Source organism: Streptomyces sp. CRCS-T-1, assembly GCF_024442335.1.
Taxonomy (GTDB): Bacteria; Actinomycetota; Actinomycetes; order Streptomycetales; family Streptomycetaceae; genus Streptomyces; species Streptomyces koelreuteriae.
The window spans coordinates 561,973-581,453 of sequence record NZ_CP101651.1 but is presented as its reverse complement, the minus strand read 5'-3'; the positions used below and the strand labels follow the sequence as shown (position 1 = coordinate 581,453).

Annotated in this window: 20 protein-coding genes; 6 read left to right on the top strand and 14 right to left on the bottom strand. The window is 70.8% G+C overall.

Annotation, left to right across the window (positions count from 1 at the left end; genetic code table 11):
• Window positions 1-43 precede the first annotated feature (43 nt).
• Window positions 44-397 (bottom strand): STAS domain-containing protein, encoded by a 354-nt coding sequence (locus NNW99_RS02620; protein ID WP_215116964.1) that lies wholly within the window; start codon window positions 395-397, stop codon window positions 44-46.
• A 109-nt stretch (window positions 398-506) separates the two neighbouring features.
• Between NNW99_RS02620 and NNW99_RS39050 the strand changes: the two genes are divergently transcribed.
• The gene (locus NNW99_RS39050) at window positions 507-596 is read left to right on the top strand and encodes a putative leader peptide (RefSeq protein ID WP_106434236.1); all 90 of its coding nucleotides are present in this window, start codon (window positions 507-509) and stop codon (window positions 594-596) included.
• Between the two features lie 217 nt (window positions 597-813).
• Complete coding sequence (locus NNW99_RS02615) at window positions 814-2,187, top strand: MFS transporter (RefSeq protein ID WP_255961270.1); 1,374 nt, start codon at window positions 814-816, stop codon at window positions 2,185-2,187.
• Between the two features lie 14 nt (window positions 2,188-2,201).
• On the opposite strand, the gene NNW99_RS02610 is transcribed toward NNW99_RS02615, so the two are convergent.
• The 3 genes from NNW99_RS02610 to sigJ form a co-directional block, all read right to left on the bottom strand.
• Window positions 2,202-2,963, bottom strand: a complete 762-nt coding sequence (locus tag NNW99_RS02610) for a DUF3626 domain-containing protein (RefSeq protein WP_215116962.1) — start codon at window positions 2,961-2,963, stop codon at window positions 2,202-2,204.
• A 113-nt stretch (window positions 2,964-3,076) separates the two neighbouring features.
• Window positions 3,077-3,577 (bottom strand): hypothetical protein, encoded by a 501-nt coding sequence (locus NNW99_RS02605; protein ID WP_215116961.1) that lies wholly within the window; start codon window positions 3,575-3,577, stop codon window positions 3,077-3,079.
• Window positions 3,578-3,666: 89 nt separating this feature from the next.
• A complete protein-coding gene (gene sigJ, locus NNW99_RS02600; protein ID WP_215116960.1) occupies window positions 3,667-4,584 on the bottom strand; it encodes an RNA polymerase sigma factor SigJ in 918 nt (305 codons plus the stop codon).
• A gap of 99 nt (window positions 4,585-4,683) precedes the next feature.
• Between sigJ and NNW99_RS02595 the strand changes: the two genes are divergently transcribed.
• Window positions 4,684-5,058 carry a hypothetical protein gene (locus NNW99_RS02595; RefSeq protein ID WP_215116959.1) on the top strand — a complete coding sequence of 125 codons (375 nt, stop codon included), beginning with the start codon at window positions 4,684-4,686 and terminating at the stop codon, window positions 5,056-5,058.
• Window positions 5,059-5,062: 4 nt separating this feature from the next.
• Here the strand turns inward: NNW99_RS02595 and NNW99_RS02590 are convergent, their stop codons facing one another.
• The 3 genes from NNW99_RS02590 to NNW99_RS02580 all read right to left on the bottom strand — a co-directional run bounded on the left by NNW99_RS02590 (window position 5,063) and on the right by NNW99_RS02580 (window position 9,390).
• Entirely contained in the window at window positions 5,063-6,679 is a 1,617-nt protein-coding gene (locus tag NNW99_RS02590) for an MDR family MFS transporter (protein ID WP_215116958.1), read from the bottom strand.
• A gap of 97 nt (window positions 6,680-6,776) precedes the next feature.
• The gene (locus tag NNW99_RS02585; protein ID WP_215116957.1) at window positions 6,777-7,985 is read right to left on the bottom strand and encodes a glycosyltransferase; all 1,209 of its coding nucleotides are present in this window, start codon (window positions 7,983-7,985) and stop codon (window positions 6,777-6,779) included.
• 82 nt (window positions 7,986-8,067) lie between these two features.
• Window positions 8,068-9,390, bottom strand: coding sequence for a UDP-glucose/GDP-mannose dehydrogenase family protein (locus tag NNW99_RS02580; RefSeq protein WP_215116956.1), 1,323 nt, complete (start codon window positions 9,388-9,390; stop codon window positions 8,068-8,070).
• A 278-nt stretch (window positions 9,391-9,668) separates the two neighbouring features.
• On the opposite strand from NNW99_RS02580, the gene NNW99_RS02575 reads away from it, so the two are divergent.
• Window positions 9,669-10,349, top strand: a complete 681-nt coding sequence (locus NNW99_RS02575; protein WP_251057682.1) for a TetR family transcriptional regulator — start codon at window positions 9,669-9,671, stop codon at window positions 10,347-10,349.
• An 11-nt stretch (window positions 10,350-10,360) separates the two neighbouring features.
• Here NNW99_RS02575 and NNW99_RS02570 read toward each other — a convergent pair whose 3' ends face one another.
• From NNW99_RS02570 to NNW99_RS02560, 3 genes are read right to left on the bottom strand one after another with little or no spacing between them, the layout of a single operon-like run.
• Window positions 10,361-11,068: a B3/4 domain-containing protein gene (locus tag NNW99_RS02570; protein WP_215116954.1), complete on the bottom strand. Its 708-nt coding sequence runs from the start codon at window positions 11,066-11,068 to the stop codon at window positions 10,361-10,363.
• A 35-nt stretch (window positions 11,069-11,103) separates the two neighbouring features.
• Complete coding sequence (locus tag NNW99_RS02565; protein ID WP_215116953.1) at window positions 11,104-11,751, bottom strand: FMN-binding negative transcriptional regulator; 648 nt, start codon at window positions 11,749-11,751, stop codon at window positions 11,104-11,106.
• A 50-nt stretch (window positions 11,752-11,801) separates the two neighbouring features.
• The gene (locus tag NNW99_RS02560; protein WP_215116952.1) at window positions 11,802-12,551 is read right to left on the bottom strand and encodes an EamA family transporter; all 750 of its coding nucleotides are present in this window, start codon (window positions 12,549-12,551) and stop codon (window positions 11,802-11,804) included.
• A 116-nt stretch (window positions 12,552-12,667) separates the two neighbouring features.
• Between NNW99_RS02560 and NNW99_RS02555 the strand changes: the two genes are divergently transcribed.
• Window positions 12,668-13,243 (top strand): helix-turn-helix domain-containing protein, encoded by a 576-nt coding sequence (locus tag NNW99_RS02555; protein ID WP_215116951.1) that lies wholly within the window; start codon window positions 12,668-12,670, stop codon window positions 13,241-13,243.
• 9 nt (window positions 13,244-13,252) lie between these two features.
• On the opposite strand, the gene NNW99_RS02550 is transcribed toward NNW99_RS02555, so the two are convergent.
• On the bottom strand, window positions 13,253-13,957 hold the full coding sequence (locus NNW99_RS02550) for a FadR/GntR family transcriptional regulator (RefSeq protein ID WP_215116950.1): 705 nt from the start codon (window positions 13,955-13,957) through the stop codon (window positions 13,253-13,255).
• Between the two features lie 200 nt (window positions 13,958-14,157).
• Between NNW99_RS02550 and NNW99_RS02545 the strand changes: the two genes are divergently transcribed.
• Complete coding sequence (locus NNW99_RS02545; protein ID WP_215116949.1) at window positions 14,158-16,392, top strand: alpha-L-fucosidase; 2,235 nt, start codon at window positions 14,158-14,160, stop codon at window positions 16,390-16,392.
• Between the two features lie 17 nt (window positions 16,393-16,409).
• Here NNW99_RS02545 and NNW99_RS02540 read toward each other — a convergent pair whose 3' ends face one another.
• The 3 genes from NNW99_RS02540 to NNW99_RS02530 all read right to left on the bottom strand — a co-directional run bounded on the left by NNW99_RS02540 (window position 16,410) and on the right by NNW99_RS02530 (window position 19,326).
• Entirely contained in the window at window positions 16,410-17,813 is a 1,404-nt protein-coding gene (locus tag NNW99_RS02540; RefSeq protein ID WP_215116948.1) for an FAD-binding oxidoreductase, read from the bottom strand.
• Between the two features lie 8 nt (window positions 17,814-17,821).
• Entirely contained in the window at window positions 17,822-18,493 is a 672-nt protein-coding gene (locus NNW99_RS02535; RefSeq protein WP_215116947.1) for an HAD-IA family hydrolase, read from the bottom strand.
• 173 nt (window positions 18,494-18,666) lie between these two features.
• Window positions 18,667-19,326, bottom strand: a complete 660-nt coding sequence (locus NNW99_RS02530) for an SDR family NAD(P)-dependent oxidoreductase (protein WP_215116946.1) — start codon at window positions 19,324-19,326, stop codon at window positions 18,667-18,669.
• Window positions 19,327-19,481 lie beyond the last annotated feature (155 nt).

Here is a 19,481-nt window from a genome sequence, read left to right as displayed (position 1 = left end):
GCCCGCACCCGCCCCCATCTCGGCAAGCCATGCCGACAGACCGCTACGGGCACGGGGCCTCGCATGCCGCCCGAACGCCCGGAAAGACCTCGACGGCGGTGCTCAGCCCCGTCAGCTCCAGCAGCCGGCGTACCTGATCACGCGGGGCCGCCAGACGCAGCGTCCCGCCGAGCGCCCCGGCTCGCCGCGCCCCGTACACCAGCGCACTCAGACCGGACGAATCCATGAACGGCACCTGCTCCAGATCCAGCACGATCCGGGCCCGGTCCTCGACGATCAGTGCGTCCACCGCCTCACGCAGCGCCGGGGCCAGCGCCCGGTCCACCTCGCCGGTGAGCACGACCACCGCCCACCCCCCACAGTCCTCGGAGCGTCGTACGCCGGGCAGCGGAACCATGGAGGTTCCTCCTCACTGTGGAATTCCCTCATCATCGCACCGGACAGCGGCCTCGCTTGACCGCCTGGTGGGACGGCGCACTTGAGCTCGGCGGGGTGACTCACGCACAATGCCTGGCATGACCGCTGCCGCCGACATCCTCGTGGGACGACTGCACGTAGATCTGTGCCGCCAGTCCAGCGCGACCTGTCGCGGCTGACGACCAAGAGCCCATGAGTTCCCCGGCGGCGTAGGGCCACCGGGTCGTCAGTCTCAGCGCGTCCGCGTCCCCCACAGCACCATGCGCACCGGTCGAGGCTGCGGCCATCCCCTTTTTCACGCGCCCTTTGCGTGCACCGACGCGTCCCTGGACGTCGTACGTACGTCTTCGCGTCGGCATGCCCGCACGCCGTCTCCGCACCCCCACTCGGAGCCACATGTCCGCGCATGCAACCCAGACGCCACAAGCCCAGAAGCCGGAACAAGAAGCCCCCGCTCCCTCCCGGCTGAGGACCGTGGTGCTCGCCAGTCTGCTGGGCACCACCGTTGAGTGGTACGACTTCTTCCTCTACAGCACGGCCGCCGGGCTCGTCTTCGACAAGCTGTTCTTCCCCACGTCCAACGGCACCGTCGGCACGATGCTGTCCTTCGCGACGTTCGCCGTGGGCTTCGTCGCCCGTCCCGTGGGCGGTCTGCTCTTCGGGCACATCGGAGACCGGATCGGCCGTAAACACACCCTCGCCTTCACCATGGGGCTGATGGGCGTCTCCACCGCCCTGATCGGTCTGCTGCCCACGTATCAGCAGGTCGGCATCCTCGCGCCCGCGCTGCTCCTGGTCCTGCGGGTCGCGCAGGGCGTGGCCCTGGGCGGGGAGTGGGCCGGGGCGGTGCTGCTGGCCGTGGAGTACGGCCCCGACGGCCGCAAGGGCCGGTTCGGCAGCTGCCCGCAGATCGGGCTGGCCCTCGGACTGGCCCTGGGCACCGGCGTGTTCGCGCTGCTGAGCGACGCCCTCAGCGACGAGGCGTTCCTCGCCTATGGGTGGCGGATCGCCTTCCTCGTCAGCCTGGTGCTGGTCGTGGTCGGACTGGCCGTCCGGCTGAAGATAGACGAGACACCGGCTTTCCGTGCCGTACGCCGTCTTCAGGAACTGCCGCGTTCAGCGCCGCTGGTGGAGCTGATGCGTGTGCCCGAGGCCCGTCGGCACGTCCTGCTCGGGATGCTCGCCCGGTGGGGCGAGGGGGCCGCCTTCAACACCTGGGCCGTCTTCGCCATCACCTACGCGACCGGAACGCTGAATCTGGACCGTACGCCGGTGCTGCTCGCGGTCACCGCGGCGGCGCTGGTGATGGCCGTGCTGATACCGGTGTCCGGGGCGGCGGTCGACCGGCGCGGCGCCCGCCGGGTCTACGTCACCGGCATGGCCGCGTTCTCCGTCTCGGTCTTCCCGGCGTTCTGGCTCTTCGGCACCGGCGGGACCTGGGCCTTCGCGGCGGCGCTGATCGTGACGCTCGGGGTCGTGCACGCCTGGTTCTACGGCGCCCAGGGCACCCTGTTCGCCGCGCTCTTCGCCACCCCCGTCCGGTACACGGGCATGTCCTTCGTCTACCAGGTGTCCGGCATCTTCGCCTCCGGCATCACCCCGCTGATCATGACCGCCCTGCTCGCACTCGGCTCGGGCAGTCCGTGGTGGGCCTGCGGCTATCTGGCGCTCACCGGCCTGATCAGTGTGTGGGCGACGGGCCGGCTGCGGGACGAGGACCTGCATGTCCCGACCGGCCCGAGGCCGCTGTCGAAGGCCGACGCGCTCTAGTACGCAACTGGGGTTCAGCTTCGGGCAGATGGAGTGCTGCGCCGCTGCCCGAAGCGTGCCAGACAGTGCCAGACCTTCTTGAGGTCCTGGAGGTCGTAGCGGCCGGTGCGGGCGGCGTCTCCGATGGTCTTGGGGTCGAGCCGGCCGTCGACCGCGATCTCACTTCCGAGGTCGACGTATCTCTGTCCGCGGTAGTCCGGCCGACAGCGCAGCTCGTCCACGCCGAGCCGGAAACCGGGGTGCCATTCGACCGGGCACGGCAGCCGGTGAGCTGCGGATTCGACGGCGGTGCCGCGATAGCTGGGATCCAGCACCAGCGCCTCGACGTCACGGTCGAACCTGACGGGTCCATGGATCTGTGCCTCGACATGGCTGTCCAAGGCGTCCAGGCCGTCGGATTCGGCGAGTTCGATGAGCGAGCAGTGCGCGGCGACACCGAAGTCCGTAGGCCCGGTGGAACTGTCGGGGTAGCAGAACGTGGCGCGCCCCAGGGCCTCGGCGGTGAGCCTGAAGTACGAGGAGCCGAACCGTGGCGCACCACCGACGGGATCACGCCGGTAGTTCAACGCGCCGTACACGGGGCGCTCGTCTGCGGCGGCGTCGTCGTACGTGCCTGCGAAGATACGACTCTCCCAATGCCACCGGTCCCCGCCAGGGCGGGCGGTCAGTCCGCCGTTGCTCGTGCCGGTCACGAACTGCGACCGGTAGACACCGTCCTCCGCCATCCTCGCCAGGATCGGCCGGCCTCCCGCCGCGCGGTCGGGATGAAAGTGCATCGTCACCCTCAGATCAGGGGTGAGCGGCGCGCCTGCAGACAGGGTGGAGACATGTCGCAGGGCCATTTCCTGTAGAGACACGGCGATTTCAGAACCCTCCGTGGGAACCGGCATCAGGCAGCGACCAGTGAGGCCTGGATCCGACTGATCGCCCGCAGAATCTCGTCTCGGCTGTTCGCTCGCTTGATCCATGTCGGAAGGCGGGCCAACAACGTCATCCTGGGTCCGGTGAGGTTCCGGGGTGCCCGTTCCCGAAGAGGTGCCCGGACGAAACGACGGATCAGATCGAGGTGTTCGAGGTTGTACGCCCACAACCACCCGTGCCGGGTCTCGACCTGGAGCCACAGCGGCGCACCGAAGTACGGATCCGTCGCCGACTGAGCTGTCCCGCGAGAGAGATCGATGCGTCGGCCGCTCCACTCCCGTGTCAGCCCGCAGCAACGACAGACCAGACGCCGCGGCTTGAACAGAATCCGGCCCCCGGAAACGGAGGCCTCGGGCGCTGGAACGACACGGGCGGCCTTCTCGCAAGCGGGGCACCGCACAAGGATCGAGCCGAGGAAGTCGTACTCGGTGCTGCGCGGATCCCGGAACCGGTCGGAGAGCGAGGCCATGCGGTGAGTATGCAATCGCCCCGGAGAACAGCGCACCCCAATTCCGATGCGCTCACGATTGATCTCGCCGATGCCGGCGTGGGAAGGCCCTAGTCCTCCCGCCCCCACGGCCGTAGCTTCTCCGGGTTGCGGACTGCCCAGATTCGGGTGACGCGGCCGGCGGAGATGTCGAACGCGGCTACGGTCATGATGGCGCCGGCGCGCTGGGCCACCAGGCCGGGTGCGCCGTTGACCGATCGCAAAAGGAGTTCGAGGCCGGGGGCCTTGTCGGCGATGGCGATCATGTACTGGGCGATGCGGGCGCCGCCCTCGACCGGGCGCAGGGCGGCGCCGGTCATGCCGCCGCCGTCGGCGGTCATGACGGCGGCCGGGTCGAGGAGTTCGACGAGGGCCGCGATGTCCTTGGTCTCCCATGCCTCTTTGACGTGTCGTACGACGTCGGCGCGGCCGGTCGCCGGCGGCGGGGCGTGTGCGGCGCTCACCCGGCGGCGGGCGGAGGCCGCGAGTTGCTTGCAGGCCGCGGGGGTGCGGCCGAGGACGCCGGAGATCTCGGCGAAGGGGTAGCGGAAGACGTCGTGCAGGACGAACGCCACCCGCTCGGCGGGCGTCATCGACTCCAGGACGACGAGGAAGGCCATGGACACCGACTCGTCCAGGACGATCTGGTCGGCGGGGTCCGCGGGGCCGGTGGTGTCGGCGCCGCCCGCGTGGTCCCACTCGGTGCGGTCGGGCAGCGGCTCGGGCAGCCATGCGCCGACATAGCGTTCACGGCGGGCCCGTGCCGAGCCGAGCAGGTCCAGGCAGATGCGGCTGGTGACCGTCGACAGCCAGGCGCCGGGGGACCGGATCTCCTCCCGCCGGCTTCGCGGCAGCCCGTACCAGCGTGCGTAGGCATCCTGTACGGCGTCCTCCGCCTCGGTCACCGAACCGAGCAACCGGTAGGCGACATTGATCAGTTGGCGTCGCTCGCCGGTTATCTCATTCGTTCTGCTCCCGACCGTGCCCATGGTTTCGGCCCCCTCGCCTTACCTTTCGCAGGCCCGCGTCGTCGGGCTGGTGTGACCTTATCGATCTACCGCCCGACGGCGGGAAAAGGGGACCGTGACATGGCCACTCAGGTGACGGCGACGGCGACGGCGCAGCGCACTTCCTCGTTCCTGCGGATCGCGATCGCCCTCCAGACCCTGACCATCTTCCTTCAGGCGGTCTCGGCCGGACTGCTGCTGACCTCGTCCTACGGAGCGATGCTGCACGACGTCGGATCCCGGGTGATGTACGGCGCGTCGATGCTGTACCTGCTCGCGGCGGTACTGGCGTGGAAGCCCGGCGGCGGCTCGCCCCGGCCCGTCTGGCACGCCACGGGTTTCCTCGTACTCGCCTCCGTCCAGGTCGTGGTCGGTATCGCGCACGTCCCGTCGGTCCATCTCCCCCTGGGCGTCCTGATGTTCGGTCTGAGCGTGCTGGCGCTGGCCCGGCGCTGAGCGGCTACTCGTCGGACAGCGTGAGGTCCGGGACCCGCCAGGCCGCGATCACGAAGGCGACCAAAGACACCGCGGCGCCCGTGAGGAAGACGAGGCGCATCGAGGCGACATAGCCCTCCAGGAACGGCAGGGCCGCGCTCGGGTCGAGGGCGCGCAGGAACGCGGAGTCCTCCAGGTCGACGCCGCCGTCGGCGCGAAGTACTCCCGTCAGGGCGTGCGCGTTGTCCGGCTGAGCCAGGAGGTGGCGGTACGCCGGGTCGTGGCGGGCCTCGGCCAGCCGGTCGGCGATGCTGCCGGCCGCCGTGGTGAACAGGATGGACAGGAACGCCGCGGTGCCGACCGTGCCGCCGTTGGAGCGGAAGAAGTTGACCGACGCCGTCGCCGCGCCCATGTCCGTACGGGGCACCTCGCTCTGCGCGAGCGTGGTGAGCGTCTGCATCGACGCGCCGAGCCCCGCGCCCATCAGGGCCATGCCGAGTGCCGGGTGCCACAGCGGGCTGTCCGCCCGTAGCGTGGCGAAGACGAGCATCGCCGCGGTGAACGAGCCGACACCGGCGACGAGATGGACCTTGAACCGGCCGGTCCGGGCGATCATCCGGCCCGTCAGCAGCGTCACCGCGAGGTTCGCGGCGACCGTCGGCAGGGTGGCCAGGCCCGCCGCGATGGGGCTCATGCCGCGTACGAGTTGCAGGTAGAGCGGCAGCGTCGTCATCGCGCCGAACATGCCGATGCCGACGACGAAGTGCAGTCCGACGCCCAGCCGGAAGGTCCGGATGCGGAACAGGCGCGGCGGCAGCAGCGCCGCGTCGCCCGACCGCCGCTCGACGACCAGGAACACGGCCAGGCCCGCCGCGCCGATCGCGTACATCGACAGGGCCAGGGGCGAGCCCCACCCCCAGGTGCGGCCCTGTTCCGCGACCGTCAGCAGCGGCACGATGCCCACGGCCAGGGCGAGCGCCCCGGCGTAGTCGAGCCGGTGCCGCACCCGCCGGTGCGGGAAGCGCAGCACCCGCGTGATCGTCACCGCGGCCGCGGCGGCGAGTGGCACGTTGATCAGGAAGATCCAGCGCCAGCCCGCGATGCCCAGCAGTTCGGCCCGGTCCGCGAACGCACCGCCCACCAGCGGGCCGACGATGCTGGCGCCGCCGAACACGGCCATGAAGTAGCCCTGGTAGCGGCCCCTCTCCCGAGGCGAGGTGATGTCGGCGACGATCGTCATCGCCAGCGACATCAGCCCGCCGCCACCGAGCCCCTGAACGGCGCGGAACGCCGCGAGTTCATAGATCGACGTGGCACAGCCGCACAGCAGCGAGCCGACGGTGAACAGGGCGATCGCGGCGAGGTAGACGGGCCTGCGGCCGTGGATGTCGGAGAGCTTGCCGTACAGCGGTGTCGCGAGGGTGGCGGTGATGAGATACGCGGTCGTCACCCACGCCTGGGCCGTCAGTCCGTGCAGGTCGTCGGCGATGGTCCGCAGCGCGGACGAGACCACCGTCTGGTCCAGCGCCCCCAGGAACATGCCGAGGACCAGCCCGGACATGACGGTGGTGATCTGGCGGTGACTGAGCCGCGGGGGTATGTCCCCGGACGCGCCCTGTTCTTGGGTGTCGGAGAAGGTCACGTGTCGTCCTTGGGTGGGGGCAGGCGGGTACGGCTCGCTCGCGGGCAGGGGCCGCCCCGGGAGATCCGGAGCGGCCCGTACCCGGGGGACCGGACGGCTAGCCGGCGATCTTCTCCAGGTCACCGACCGCCTGGTCGACCTCGGGCAGCGTCAGCATCGCGAGCTGGGCCGTCCGGGCCCGCGCCCGGGGCCCGGGATCGGCGAGGAGCCCCCGGCACGCGTCGGCGATACCGGACGCGGTGCGGTCCGTGAGGTGACGGCCGAGCCCCAGCTCCGCCACCCGGTCCGCGTTGGCGGGCTGGTCCCCGAAGTGCGGCAGCACCGCCAGCGGCGTGCCGGTGCGCATGGCCTCGCGGATGCTGTTGAAGCCGCCGTGGGTGACGAACAGGTCGACCGACTCCAGCAGCAGCGGCTGCGGCACCCGGTCGGCGACATGGACGTGCCCGGGGAGCCCCTCGGTGTCCACCGGAATCCCGGACGTCGACACGACCACCGTGCAGTCGTCCAGCTCGGCCGCCGCCCCCACGATCGCGTCCAGGCTCTCGGTGGGGTCCGGCAACTGCACGGGCAGAGGCGTGCCCCGGCCCGCCATGCGCTCCCGCATCACCGGCAGGGCGGTGCCGATCGCCGCGTACACCAGCGGCCGGTCCGTGGGCAGCCGGGCGAGCCACTCCGGCAGCACGGCGCCCCGCTCGACGTCCACCGTCTGCCGGTAGGCCCACGCCTCGTGCAGATGCCGGGCGAAGGAGAATCCGGACGGCACGTAGTCGACGCGGCCCTGCGGAACGAGGGACAGCGGGTCGTCCCGCCCGGGCAGCCCCAGTTCCTCGCGCCGCTCGTTGAGCTGAGGCAGCACCTCGGCGGGGTCCAGGATGTTGCTGAACCCCGAAGGCGTCGGCAACTGCGGTACGCCCAGCAGCTCGGCGGTCAGCACCGCGCCCATGTCCATGCCGTCGCGCAGGATCACATCCGGCCGGAAGTCCCGGGCGAGGGGGAGCAGGATGTCCAGGTGCGGCTTGACTCCCGGCCCCGCCAGGTGCCGCATCAGCAGGCGGGTCAGCGCGGCCGTCGGATCCGTGAGGCCGGTGTTCTCCTGGAGGTCGGCGAGGTACGGGCCCATCGCGGCGAGCGGATCGAACTCCGGCAGAGCGGCGTCCACTTGGACATCGTCGTCACGGAAGACGGGGGCGAGGGCTTCGGTGGTGACCACCAGCACCCGGTGCCCGGCCTTGGAGAGGGCGCGCAGCAGCGGCAGTTGAGCCCGTCCGTGGGAAGGACTGCCGAGCGTGGTGCACAGAACCCGCATGGGGTGAGCCTTTCTCTTCGGGATTCTTCTTCGGCGACACAGAGGAGAGGGCAGAGGGGGTACGGGCCGCCCCGCCCGGGTGTCATGCCACCCGCGTCGGCGCGTCGGCGCGCCCGATGCCCTGCCAGCTCAGTCCGGCCCGCGCGAGCCGGTCCGGGTCCAGCAGGTTGCGGAAGTCGTGCACCTCGTGGCCGGCCATGCGCGCGGCGATCGCCGCCCAGTCGAGGTCGCGCAGCTCCGGCCACTCGGTGAGGACGAGACAGGCCGCCGCCCCCTCCGCCGCCCGCACCGGGTCGTCGACGAGCTCGACCAGATCGCTCAGGTCCGGCCGCTCCTCACGCAACGCCGGGTCGTACGCCGTGAGTTCGGCACCCCGCTCCCGCAGCAGCCGGGCGACGGAGAGCGCGGGGGAGTCGCGCAGGTCGGAGGTGCCGGCCTTGAAGGTCAGGCCGTACAGGGCGAGCCGTACGCCGTGCAGCGAACCGTCCTCGGCGCGCCCGCACGCGGCGGCGACCCGGTCGACGAGCTGCCGCTGGTGGGCGACGTTGGTCTCGATGGTGGCGCGCAGCAGCGGAAAGTCGACCCCGGCCAGATCGCACACGGTGAGCAGGGCGTGGGTGTCCTTGGGCAGACAGGAACCGCCCCAGCCGGGCCCGGGCCGCAGGAACGCGGAGCCGATGCGCGGGTCCCGCCCTATGCCCTCGGTGACATCGGCGATGTCCGCCCCGAAGCGTTCGCAGACGGTGGCGAGGTTGTTGGCGAAGGACAGCTTCATCGCGAGGAAGAAGTTCGCCGCGTACTTGGTCAGTTCGGCGCTGGCGGCGTCGGTGAGCACCAGCGGCGCGTCCAGTGCGGCGTACAGGTCGGCCACTTGCCGTGCGGCGTCCCGGTCGGCGGAGCCGATGACGATGCGGTCGGGGTGCAGGAAGTCCTGGACGGCGCGGCCCTCGCGCAGGAACTCCGGGTTGCTCACCACGGCCACGTCGTCCCGGCCGAGCAGCGCGGCCACCCGCTCGCACGTACCGACGGGCACCGTCGACTTGTTGACGACGACACAGCCGGGCGGCAGGACGTCGCGGATCTGCGCGGCCACGGCCTCCACGGCGGCGAGATCGGCCGCGCCGCCCGCACCCATGGGCGTGGGCAGGCACAGGAACACCACCTCCGCCTCGGCGACGGCGGCGGCGGTGTCGCCCGTGAAGTCGAGCCGGTCCGCGTCCAGGGCGTCCCGGACGGTCTCGGGCAGGCCGGGCTCCAGGATGTCCACCTGGGCCTCGCGCAGCCGCTCGACCTTGTGCGGGTCGGCGTCCGCGCACACCACCACGTGCCCGAGAGAGGCCAGACAGGCGCCGGTTGTCAGTCCGACGTAGCCGGTTCCGATGACGGCGACGCGTCGAGCAGGCACAGAGAATCACCTTTTCCGGTCGAGGAGGGTGCCCGCGTGCGACGGCTTCGGGGTGCGCGCCGTCGTGTCCCGCGGGCGGACCTGGAAGGGCCGACTCCGTCGTACGGCCCGGACACAGCGAGGACTCAAGTCACCAATCGTTGACCTGAGTCAGGTATGTCATGGGGCGAGAACGCAAGTCAACGATTGATGACATCGGTCGGTGACTTTGAGACAGCCGCCGCAGACTGGAACATGGGCGGATGGCCGAGGGGCCGTGGACCACGGAGGTGCGGTACGTGACCGGAGCACACAAGGGCGAGACGTCGAGGGCGGAGGCCTGCCGGCCCGCCCACAAACGCTCGGCGTCGGGGACGCGTACCGCGCTGCGGGCCGCCGCGGCCTTCCGCTTCGGCAAGTACGGCTACGAGGGCACCAGCGTGCGCGACATCGCGGGCGACGTCGGTGTGGACGCGGCGCTCGTCTACCGCTACTTCGGCTCGAAAGAAGCGCTGTTCAACGACGTGTCGGGTACGGGCAAGATATTCGAACCGCTGCTGTCCGAGCCGGTCGAGGCGATACCCGACTGGTTCTGCGCGCTGCTCATGGGCCCCCCGAGGGAGGGCGACTTCCCGCACCCGGTGCTGTCCGTGCTGCGCTCCTCCGGCCGGGACGAGGCGGTGGCACGCCTACGGGCGGACTTCACGGAGGTGTTCTCCCAGCGCCTGGCCGCCCGGCTCGGCGGCCCCGACGCGGATCTGCGGGCGGAACTCCTGGCGGCCTGGATGCTCGGCACCAGCCTGATGCGATCGGAGATCCGCCCTCCCGCCCTGGCCGCGGCGCCGGACGCCACGCTGGAGCGCTATCTGCGGGCGGGCATCGAGGTGTTGTTGGGCCCGGCGCCGGGGGAGAGCGAGGAGACGGCCGGAGCCGAGGGTGAAGGGCACTGCGTCTGCGGCAACCGACCCGACGCGGGCTGAGTCGGGGGACCTCAGACGGTGACCCGGGGCCGGGCCGGGGTGAGGTAGGACCCGGCGGTCCGGGTGGCGTGCGGGGCGAGCAGGTCGAGCAGTTGGTCGGCTGCGAGCTTGAGGAGATGGCCGTCGCGCTCGGCGTGGAGGGTTTCCAGGATGAAGGCGACGCGGGTGGAGTCCTCGGTGACGCGGGTGCGGTGGGCGTCGCGGTGGTTCCAGTGCCGCGTCAGGACCCCGGCGGCGTCCGCGTAGACGATCTCGCCGGGCTTGGGGTGCTCGACGGTGCCGGGTTCGCCGAGCGGGGTGAAGGACTCGGTGCCGTCCGCGTGGTGGATGCTGACGTCACCCGTGACCTGGTCCAGGTCGAAGGCGCCCGCGGGCAGCCCCTGGCGGACCGAGACGGCGTTGTAGGAGTCGACCGCCGGATTGATACGCGGCAGCGTTCCCTTCTTCGCCAGGCGACGGCCGAGTGCGTCCACGCTGGGGCGGATACGGCGGGGGTTGGTGCCGAAGGAGCGGTAGGCCGTGTGCCAGGCCTCGATACGCGGGTCGCTCTCGTCGGCCGGGTGCCAGGTGCCGGCGGCGACCTGCTGCTCCAACTCCTCCAGGACCGCACCGGTCTGGGGCCAGGGCTCGTGCCCGCGCAGGCCGGTTGCGGTGACCAGGGCGATGAGGGTGTCGGGGAAGGCGGTCGCGACGGCGGGGGAGAGGTGGAAGGAGGTCATGGGCGGGCTTCCGTTTCCTGCGTAGGGGGGCGGGGTCAGGGCTTCCAGGTGCCGACGTGGTCCAGACGGCGGCGCTGCTGCCGTGCGGCGGGCAGATCGAGGCCTTGGGCGCGTGTCGTGAGGTGGTCGGCGACGGCGGTGCGGTGCTCGGCGGGCTTGTGGTCGTCGTACTTGAACTTGGCGACCACGTCGCTGACGTCCAGGCGCAGGCCGCGGATGCCGGGGAGCATCCGGCCGTAGGGCGGCCGGTCGACGGCGACGGGGGCGTGGTCGCCGTCCGGCTGGAAGTGGGCCAGCTGGCGGCGCAGCAGCTCGGCCTTGGCCTCGGGGTCGTCGACGATCCGGGCGCGGCAGGTGAACTGGACGGCGGTGTAGTAACTGGTGGGGACGCCGTCGGTGGGCGGGGTGTTGGGCCCGGCGCGCCAGGGGCCGGGGACGAAGGCGTAGTCGCCGAGGACGGTGAACAGGACGTTCGGATCGTGCTCGATCGCCTTCCACACCGGGTTGGGCCGGGCGAGGTGGATCAGGAGACAGGAGCCGTCGACGGTGAAGTGGGTGGGCACTGCGGCGGGCGGGTGGCCGGGCAGGCCGTTGACGCTCAGCTGCCCGAAGTCGTGTCCCTCGGCGATCCAGCGCTGCCATTCGGCCGCGTCGAGGGCGGCGTCCCAGGGCTGAGTGAACATGGTGGTCTCCTAGCGTCGTCGGCCGGTTGTGTGGGGGACTTCGGGGCCGTTCAAGTCAGCGCGAGGAGGCTGACGGCGACGGCGGCGGTGCCCAGGCCCACGAGCTGGCCGCGGTGGACGCGCTCGGCGAGCAGGAACAGCAGGTTCGCCACCGAGTCGAGCACACCGGCGCACGCGGACATCGCGTACGCGGGACGCTCCGGGCCCAGCCTGCGGTACAGCACTCCCGCCGCGGCCAGGGTGACGCCCGAGGACACCGCCCGGCCGACGATCAACGGGGCCACCCCGCTGTCGGACGGCGCCCGGTGCAGGAAGATCAGCTGGAGGGCGATGGTGGCGCCGGCGCCGAAGGCCAGCAGCAGCGCCGTACGTGAGGGGCACGCCGCCCCGGCGCCGTGTCCGGCGCTGACCAGGACGACCGTGACCAGAGCGAGCGGTAGGCCCACCAGTCCGGCGACGGCTAGGTGTTCACCCTGCAGCAGGCCCACCCCGACGGGCAGTGCGGCGGACACCAGTGCGGTGACGGGCGACAGCACATTCATGGGGCCGATCGCCAGCGTGCGGTAGAGCAGGACGAACGCGGCGGCCGAGGCGACCCCGGACGCGGCGCCCCAGCCGAGGGCGCCGACGCCGAACGAGGCGCCGAGCACCGGCCACAGCAGCAGTTCGACCACCAGAGAGGCCGGAGCCGCGATCATCACGGTACGCAGCACATGGGCCTTGCGGGCTCCGAGGCCGCCGAGGAAGTCGGCGCAGCCATAGGCGAGTGAGCTGCCCAGGGCCAGCAGCAGAGCGATCACAGCACATCCCTTACCATTCAGTGGAACGACCAGACCGTACAACGCAACGACCGGCCGATGTCAACCGAACGACCGAACGGTGCATTGGAATGTTCGACGGTCAGGAGGGAGATCAGATGGTCGAGACAGCCGCGGCCCTGCGGACGGTCGCGCACAACGTCCGCGCGGCACGCACCCGGGCCGGCCTGTCCCTGGAGGAACTCGGCCGCCGGGCCCAGGTGAGCAAGGGTGCTCTGGTCGCCCTGGAGAAGGCGCAGGGCAACCCCAATCTGGCCACCCTGGTCCGACTGGCCGACACCCTCGGCATCTCCGTGTCCGCCCTGATGCAGGGGTCGCCCGAAGGCCGTGTCGTCCGTGTCGTGGCCGCGGACGCCGTGGCGCCCTTGTGGACCGGCGAGCGGGGCAGCGAGGCCCGGCTCATGCTGACGACCTCGGGCCCGGCCCCCGTCGAGGTCTGGCGCTGGCGCCTGGAGCCGGACGAGGAGTACCCCAGCCATCCCCACCAGGCGGGGGTCGTGGAAACCGTCAGCGTCACCGCGGGCCGTATGACCCTGATCGTCGACGGCACGGAACACATCCTGGAAGCCGGGCAGACCGCCACGTTCGACGGCGACGCCTCGCACACCTACCGCGGCTCCGGCATGGAACCCTGCGACCTGATCATGACGGTCCACCTGCCGCCCGCGCCCTGAACCGCCGCCTCAGTTCAGCAGAGCCGCGCCCGAGCCCAGGTGCTCCCGCAGCCACTGCTCCGTGCTGCTCACATGAAGCAGCGCCGCCGCCTGACTGAGGGCGGCGTCACGCGCGGCCAGGGCCTTGAAGATCGCCTCGTGCTCGGCGAGGGTCCGGCCCGCGGCCCGGGTGTCGACCAGGCCGCGCCAGACACGGGCACGCAGGGTGCGGCCTGAGATGCCCTCCAGCAGCGCGAGGAGACTCTCGTTGCCCGTGGCCGAGACGACGGCGCGATGGAAGGCGGCGTCGTGGGCGTTGAGCCGTTCGACATCGTCACGCGCCTCGCGCATGGCGTCCAAGTGCCGCTCCACCTCGGCCAGTTGGGCGTCGGAGATCCGGGTGGCGGCCAGCGCCGTGGCGACCGGTTCGAGGAGCCGCCGTACCTCCATGAGGTCCTGAAGCGCGGCCGAGTCGCCCTGCAGCAGCTCCACCGCACCGCCGAGCCCTCCGAGCAGCAGGCTCGGCTGCAGGCTGGTCACATAGGTGCCGTCGCCCCGCCGGACCTCCAGCACCCGCGCGACGGCCAGCGCCTTGACGGCTTCGCGCGCCAGATTGCGGGACAGGCCCAACTGGGCGGCCAGGTCCGCCTCCGGAGGGAGCTTCGAACCGGGAGGCAGGGCGCCGGTCCTGATCAGCTCGCGGATCTGCTCGATGGCCTTGTCCGTGAGAGACATCGCGAACTCCTCACCAGCCGGATAGTGCCGGGAAACATACCATGTCTGATCGATCGGCGAGTCGTGTTCATCCCGAAATGCCGGTAGGTAAGCCAGAGTTGCCGACACTTTTCGTTCCGTCGAACCCGTTGACATCCCATGACTCAGGGTCGATCTTCGTGCCTAACGTCTCCTGCCCCCCTCATACCAGGGATGTCTCCATGCCGAGGTCCTCGATCAACAGACGCCAGTTCCTGGCCAGTGCCACCTGCGTCGCCGCGGCGGCCGGTGCCGCAGGTGCGTTCGGTGCCGGCGGCGCGCAGGCGGCGTCCCGGAGGTACACGCCCGACTGGGCTTCGGTGGACCGGCATCCACCGGCCCCGGAGTGGTTCAAGGACGCCAAGTTCGGCGTCTACTTCCACTGGGGCGCCTTCAGCGTTCCGGCCTACGACAGCGAGTGGTACCCGCGCAACATGTACGCGGACGGCAGCAACGCCAACAAGCACCACATCGCGACCTACGGCAACCCGTCGGCCTGGCCGTTCCACCACTTCATCGACGGCGCGCGAGACCGGGCGGGCAACACCGTGCGGTTCGCGCCGAAGCTGAAGTCTGAGGGCGGGAACTTCGACCCCGAGGAGTGGGCGCAGCTCTTCGTCGACGCGGGTGCCAGGTTCGCCGGCCCGGTGGCGGAGCATCATGACGGCTTCTCCATGTGGGACAGCCAGGTCAACGAGTGGAACTCGGTGGACAAGGGCCCGAGGCTGGACCTGCTGCGGATCTTCACCACGGCCATCCGGGCCAAGGGCATCAAGCTGCTGGTGGCGATGCACCACGCGTACAACTACAACGGCTACTTCGAGCACGCGCCCGCCCAGACGGACCCCGGCCTCAAGAAGCTCTACGGGCAGTTGAGCGTGAAGGAGGAGAACCAGCTCTGGTACGACAAGCTCAAGGAGGTCATCGACCGGGCCGAACCCGACATCCTCTGGCAGGACTTCAAGCTGGACGCCGTCGACGAGACGCAGCGGCTGAACTTCCTGGCGTACTACTACAACCAGGCCATCCGCTGGGGCCGCGAGGTCGTCGCCACCTACAAGGACGGCATGAACGGCAAGGGCGAGGTCTTCGACTACGAGCGCGGCGGCCCGGCCGACCTCACCGCCCCGTACTGGCTCACCGACGACAGCATCTCCAGCAACAGCTGGTGCCACACCCAGAACATCGGCTACTACAGCACCCGGCAGATGCTGCACTCCTTCATCGACCGGGTCAGCAAGAACGGCAACATGCTGCTGAACATCGCGCCGAAGGCCGACGGCACCGTTCCCCAGGTGCAGAAGGACATCCTGCTGGGCATCGGAGACCATCTGAAGCGCTTCGGGGAGTCGGTGTACTCGACCCGCGCGTGGACCGCGTACGGCGAGGGGCCGACGAAGATGGGCGGCGGCTCCTTCACCCGGCCCACGGCCGGTACCGCGCAGGACATCCGCTTCACACGGAACAAGGCGAACACCGTCCTGTACGCCACCGTGCTCGGCTGGCCCGGCAGCTCACTGACCGTCACGACGCTGAACACGGAACGGATCGACCTCTCGTCGCTCACCTCCGTGAAGCTGCTCGGCTCCACCGCGGGCACCTACACGGACCTGCCGAAGCGGACGCAGGACGCGTCGGGGCTGACGATCACGCTGCCGTCCTCGGCGCCGTACAGCGCCGAAGCGTACGTCCTGAAGCTCGCGTTCTCCGGCCGGATCCCCGGCCTGCGCCCGTCGGCGGGTGCCGTCGGCTACCGGGAGGTGAACCACTCCGGCGTCGCCGCCGTGCTCCCCGTCGGCGACTACACCGCGGACGACCTGACCGCGGCCGGACTGGGCCCCCGCACCCTCTCCTCCCTGCGACTGGCCCCCGGCTACCAGGTCATCGGCTGGTCCGGCGACCACTTCACCGGCCGCTCCTGGACGTTCACCGCCGACAACGCCGATCTGCGGGGTACGGGTGGCAACGACCGGGTCACCTCGCTCAAGGTCCAGTTCAGGCCCTCGACGTACTTCCGCGTCATCAACGTCACCGACGGACTGGCCCTCGACAGCGGCGGCGACGTCGCCTCCGGGTCCGACCTCAAGCAGTGGAGCTGGGACGGCAGCGACAATCTGCGGTGGCAGGCTCTGGAGGTCGGAGGCGGCTACTACAAGCTGGTCAACCGCGCCAACGGCATGGTCGCCGACGGCTGGGGCGCCACCACCGACGGTTCCGCCGCCCGGCAGGCTGTCTGGAACGGCGGGAACAACCAGCAGTGGACGATCACCCACCGGGGCGACGGCCGCTACTCCATCGCCAACCGGACCACCGGCCTGGTCCTCGACGGCGGTGGCACCGTGCCCTCGGGCTCCGTCACCAAGCAGTGGACCTACGGCAACAGCACCAATCTGCTGTGGACGTTCACGGCCCTCTGACCGCTGCCGGTGCGTCGTCAGGGGCGTCGGCTGATCACGTCGGCCAGCCTCGCCAGCCGGGACGCGCGTCGGCTCCCGGCGAGTTCCTTGCGGTCGGCGCGGCTGTACGCCAGATACATGGACCGCACGCCCAGCCACCGCAGCGGTTCGACCTCCCACCGTCGTGAGGTGTGGCCCACCCAGGGAAGCCGGGTGAGTTCGGTGTCGTGGCCGAGGACCAGATCGCGCAGGGTGCGGCCGGCCAGGTTGGTGGTGGTGAGGCCCTGGCCGACGTACCCGCCGGCATGCCCGAGTCCGGTGGCCGGGTCGAAGACCGCGCTGGAGCACCAGTCCCGGGGCACGCCGAGGACGCCGCACCAGGCGTGTTCCACCCGGTGGCCGCGCGTGGCGGGGAACCTGCGGTGCAGGATCGACGTGAGGGACCGGATCGTCGCCTCCTGCGTGGCGCCGTCGCGGTCGGTGGCCGAGCCGAAGCGGTAGGGGATGCCCCGTCCGCCGATGGCGATCCGGCCGTCGGCCGTGCGCTGGCCGTACATATGGGAGTAGCACTTGTCGCCGAGGGTCTCGCCCCCGCTCCAGCCGATCTCGTCCCACACGGACTCCGGCAGGGGCTCGGTGACGATCATCGAGCTGTTCATGGGGAGCCAGGTGCGCCGCTCCCCGGCCAGGGACGCGGTGTAGCCCTCGGTCGCCCGCAGGATGACGGGAGCCCGGACGACACCCCGGTCGGTGTGCGCCGTGCCGCTCTCGATCCGGGTGACGGCCGTCGACTCCCGGATCGTGACGCCGAGGGACTCGACGACGTCGGCCAGGCCCCGGACGTAGCGGGCGGGCTGCATCCGGGCGCAGTGCGGGGTGTAGGCGGCCTTGAGCGCTTCCGGGATGCGCAGGCGCTCACGCAGTTCGCCGTCGTCCAGCAGCCGGGACTCGGCGACGCCCCACTTGTGGTCCTCGGTGACGCCGGAGGTCAGCCGCCGCACCTGCGACGGGGAGCAGGCGATGCGGAGGGTGCCGCCCTTGACGACATCGGCCTCGATGCCCTCGGCCGCGCCGACGGCGACGATCTCGTCCACGGCCTCGTGCATCATGCGCTGCTGCGCCTTGGTCGCGTCGACGCCGTACAGCTCCGCGAACCTGTCCCGGGACCCGGCGAGCAGCCCGGAGGCCCAGCCGCCGTTGCGCCCGGAGGCGCCGTAGCCCGCGAACTCCCGCTCCAGGACGACGATGTGGAGGGAGGGGTCGGCCTTCTTCAGGTAGTAGGCGGTCCACAGTCCGGTGAACCCGGCGCCGACGATGCAGACATCGGCGGTGGAGTCGCCCGGCAGCGCGGGGCGCAGCGGGGGCCGGCCGCCGATGGCCTCGAACCAGAACGAGACGTTTCCGTTGACGGGATCCGCCCGGGGCGTGGTGACAGCGTCCATGGCGGCGCTCACATCCCCAGCAGCGCGGGGAGTTCGGACAGGTCGCGGATCTCGTCGTAGGGCTGGTAGGCGTCGCTGCCCTTGAGGTCGTAGCGGTTCACCCAGACCCGTCGGGCGATGCCGAGGTCCTTGGTGGGCATGATGTCGTAGTCCCAGCCCTGCGCGGCATGGGTGATCTGGTCCCTGCTCTGCGGCAGCACCTCGAAGAGTTTCTCGAAGGCCTGGCGGCGGGGCTTGTAGGCGCCTGCCTGCTGGGCGGTGACCACATGGTCGAAGGGGACGCCGATGGTCTCCAGGTGGTACGGGATCAGATCGTCGTCGCTGTTGGTGAGGATGGCGATGTCGTAGCGCTCCTTGAGCGTGCGCAGCGCGTCGGGGACGTCGGGGAAGACCGGGAACCGCTCGGCGGCGGCGATCAGTTGCTCGTAGTCCTCGTCGCGGTACTCGATGCCGTGCAGCAGCATGCAGTTCTCGAGGCTGTCCCGCACGATCTCGCGGTAGCGGCGGTAGGGCTGGACGACGCCCTGGAAGCGCATGACGCGCAGGTTGTCGAGGAAGACCTCGTGGTCGACGCCGACCTCGTCGAGGCGGTCCCGGACGATGGGCAGGGTGGCGCGGTTGAGGTCGAAGTCGATCAGGGTGCGGTAGCAGTCGAAGGAGACGACGGGCCTCGGAGCCATGGGCGTTCCTCAGTGTCGTGCCGCGAGGGCGGCGGGACGTTTGTCTTCACTGTGAACCGAGGGAGCGTGGGGGAGACAGGAACAGACTGTCAGCGCATCGCCGTTCCGGTTGACACGACGTCGCGTGATCGCGGACCGGCGGCCCAACGCGCCAGCTGAGCAGCGCCTACGGCTCACCAGGCGAGTGGTTCCCGGTCCCGGAAGAAGCCGCCTGTGGGGCCGTCGTCGGGCAGGGTCGCCAGCCAGACGGGAGTGTCGGCCCCCTCGGCCGGGCCGCGTGTCGCGGTCGGGCTCATGTCGGTGCGCACCCAGCCGGGCGAGGCGGCGTTGACCAGCACCCCGGTGCCGGCGAGCTCCGCCGCCAGCAGCCGGGTCAGCGCGTTCAGCCCGGCCTTGGAGACGCGGTAGCCGGGTTCGGTCGGGCGGTCCATGAGGGCGAGCGAGCCCAGCGTGCTGCCGATGTTGACGATGCGTCCGTAACCTGCGGCGACCATGCCCGGGACGACCGCCTGGGCACACCGCCAGGCACCGAGGACATTGGTGTCCCAGACGTGGGCCGCCACACCGAGGTCCGCCGTCGCGGGCGTCTGCTTGCCGTCGGTGATCCCGGCGTTGTTGACGAGGATGTCGATGCGCCCGTCCTCGTCCAGGATCCGCCGCACCGCCGCCGTGACGCTCTTCTCGTCCCGTACGTCCAGCCGCACGTCGCGTGCGGTGCCTCCGCCCTCCCGTACGCCGCGCCACACGCGGACACCCTGTCCGGCCAGGCCTTCGGCGATGGCGGCGCCCAGTCCTCGGTTCGCGCCCGTGACCAGCGCGGTTCTCTGTTCCATGGCGACCAGCTGTACCGCAGTCGACCGGCCGCGCGATACCGGCGGGCGAGGAACGGAACGAGGTGTCAACCGGGCCCGGGACCACCTGACACTCTGTATCTGTCGGCCCCGGGTGACCTGTCCCACAGTGTCTGCACCCGGCCCTTGCCGACGAA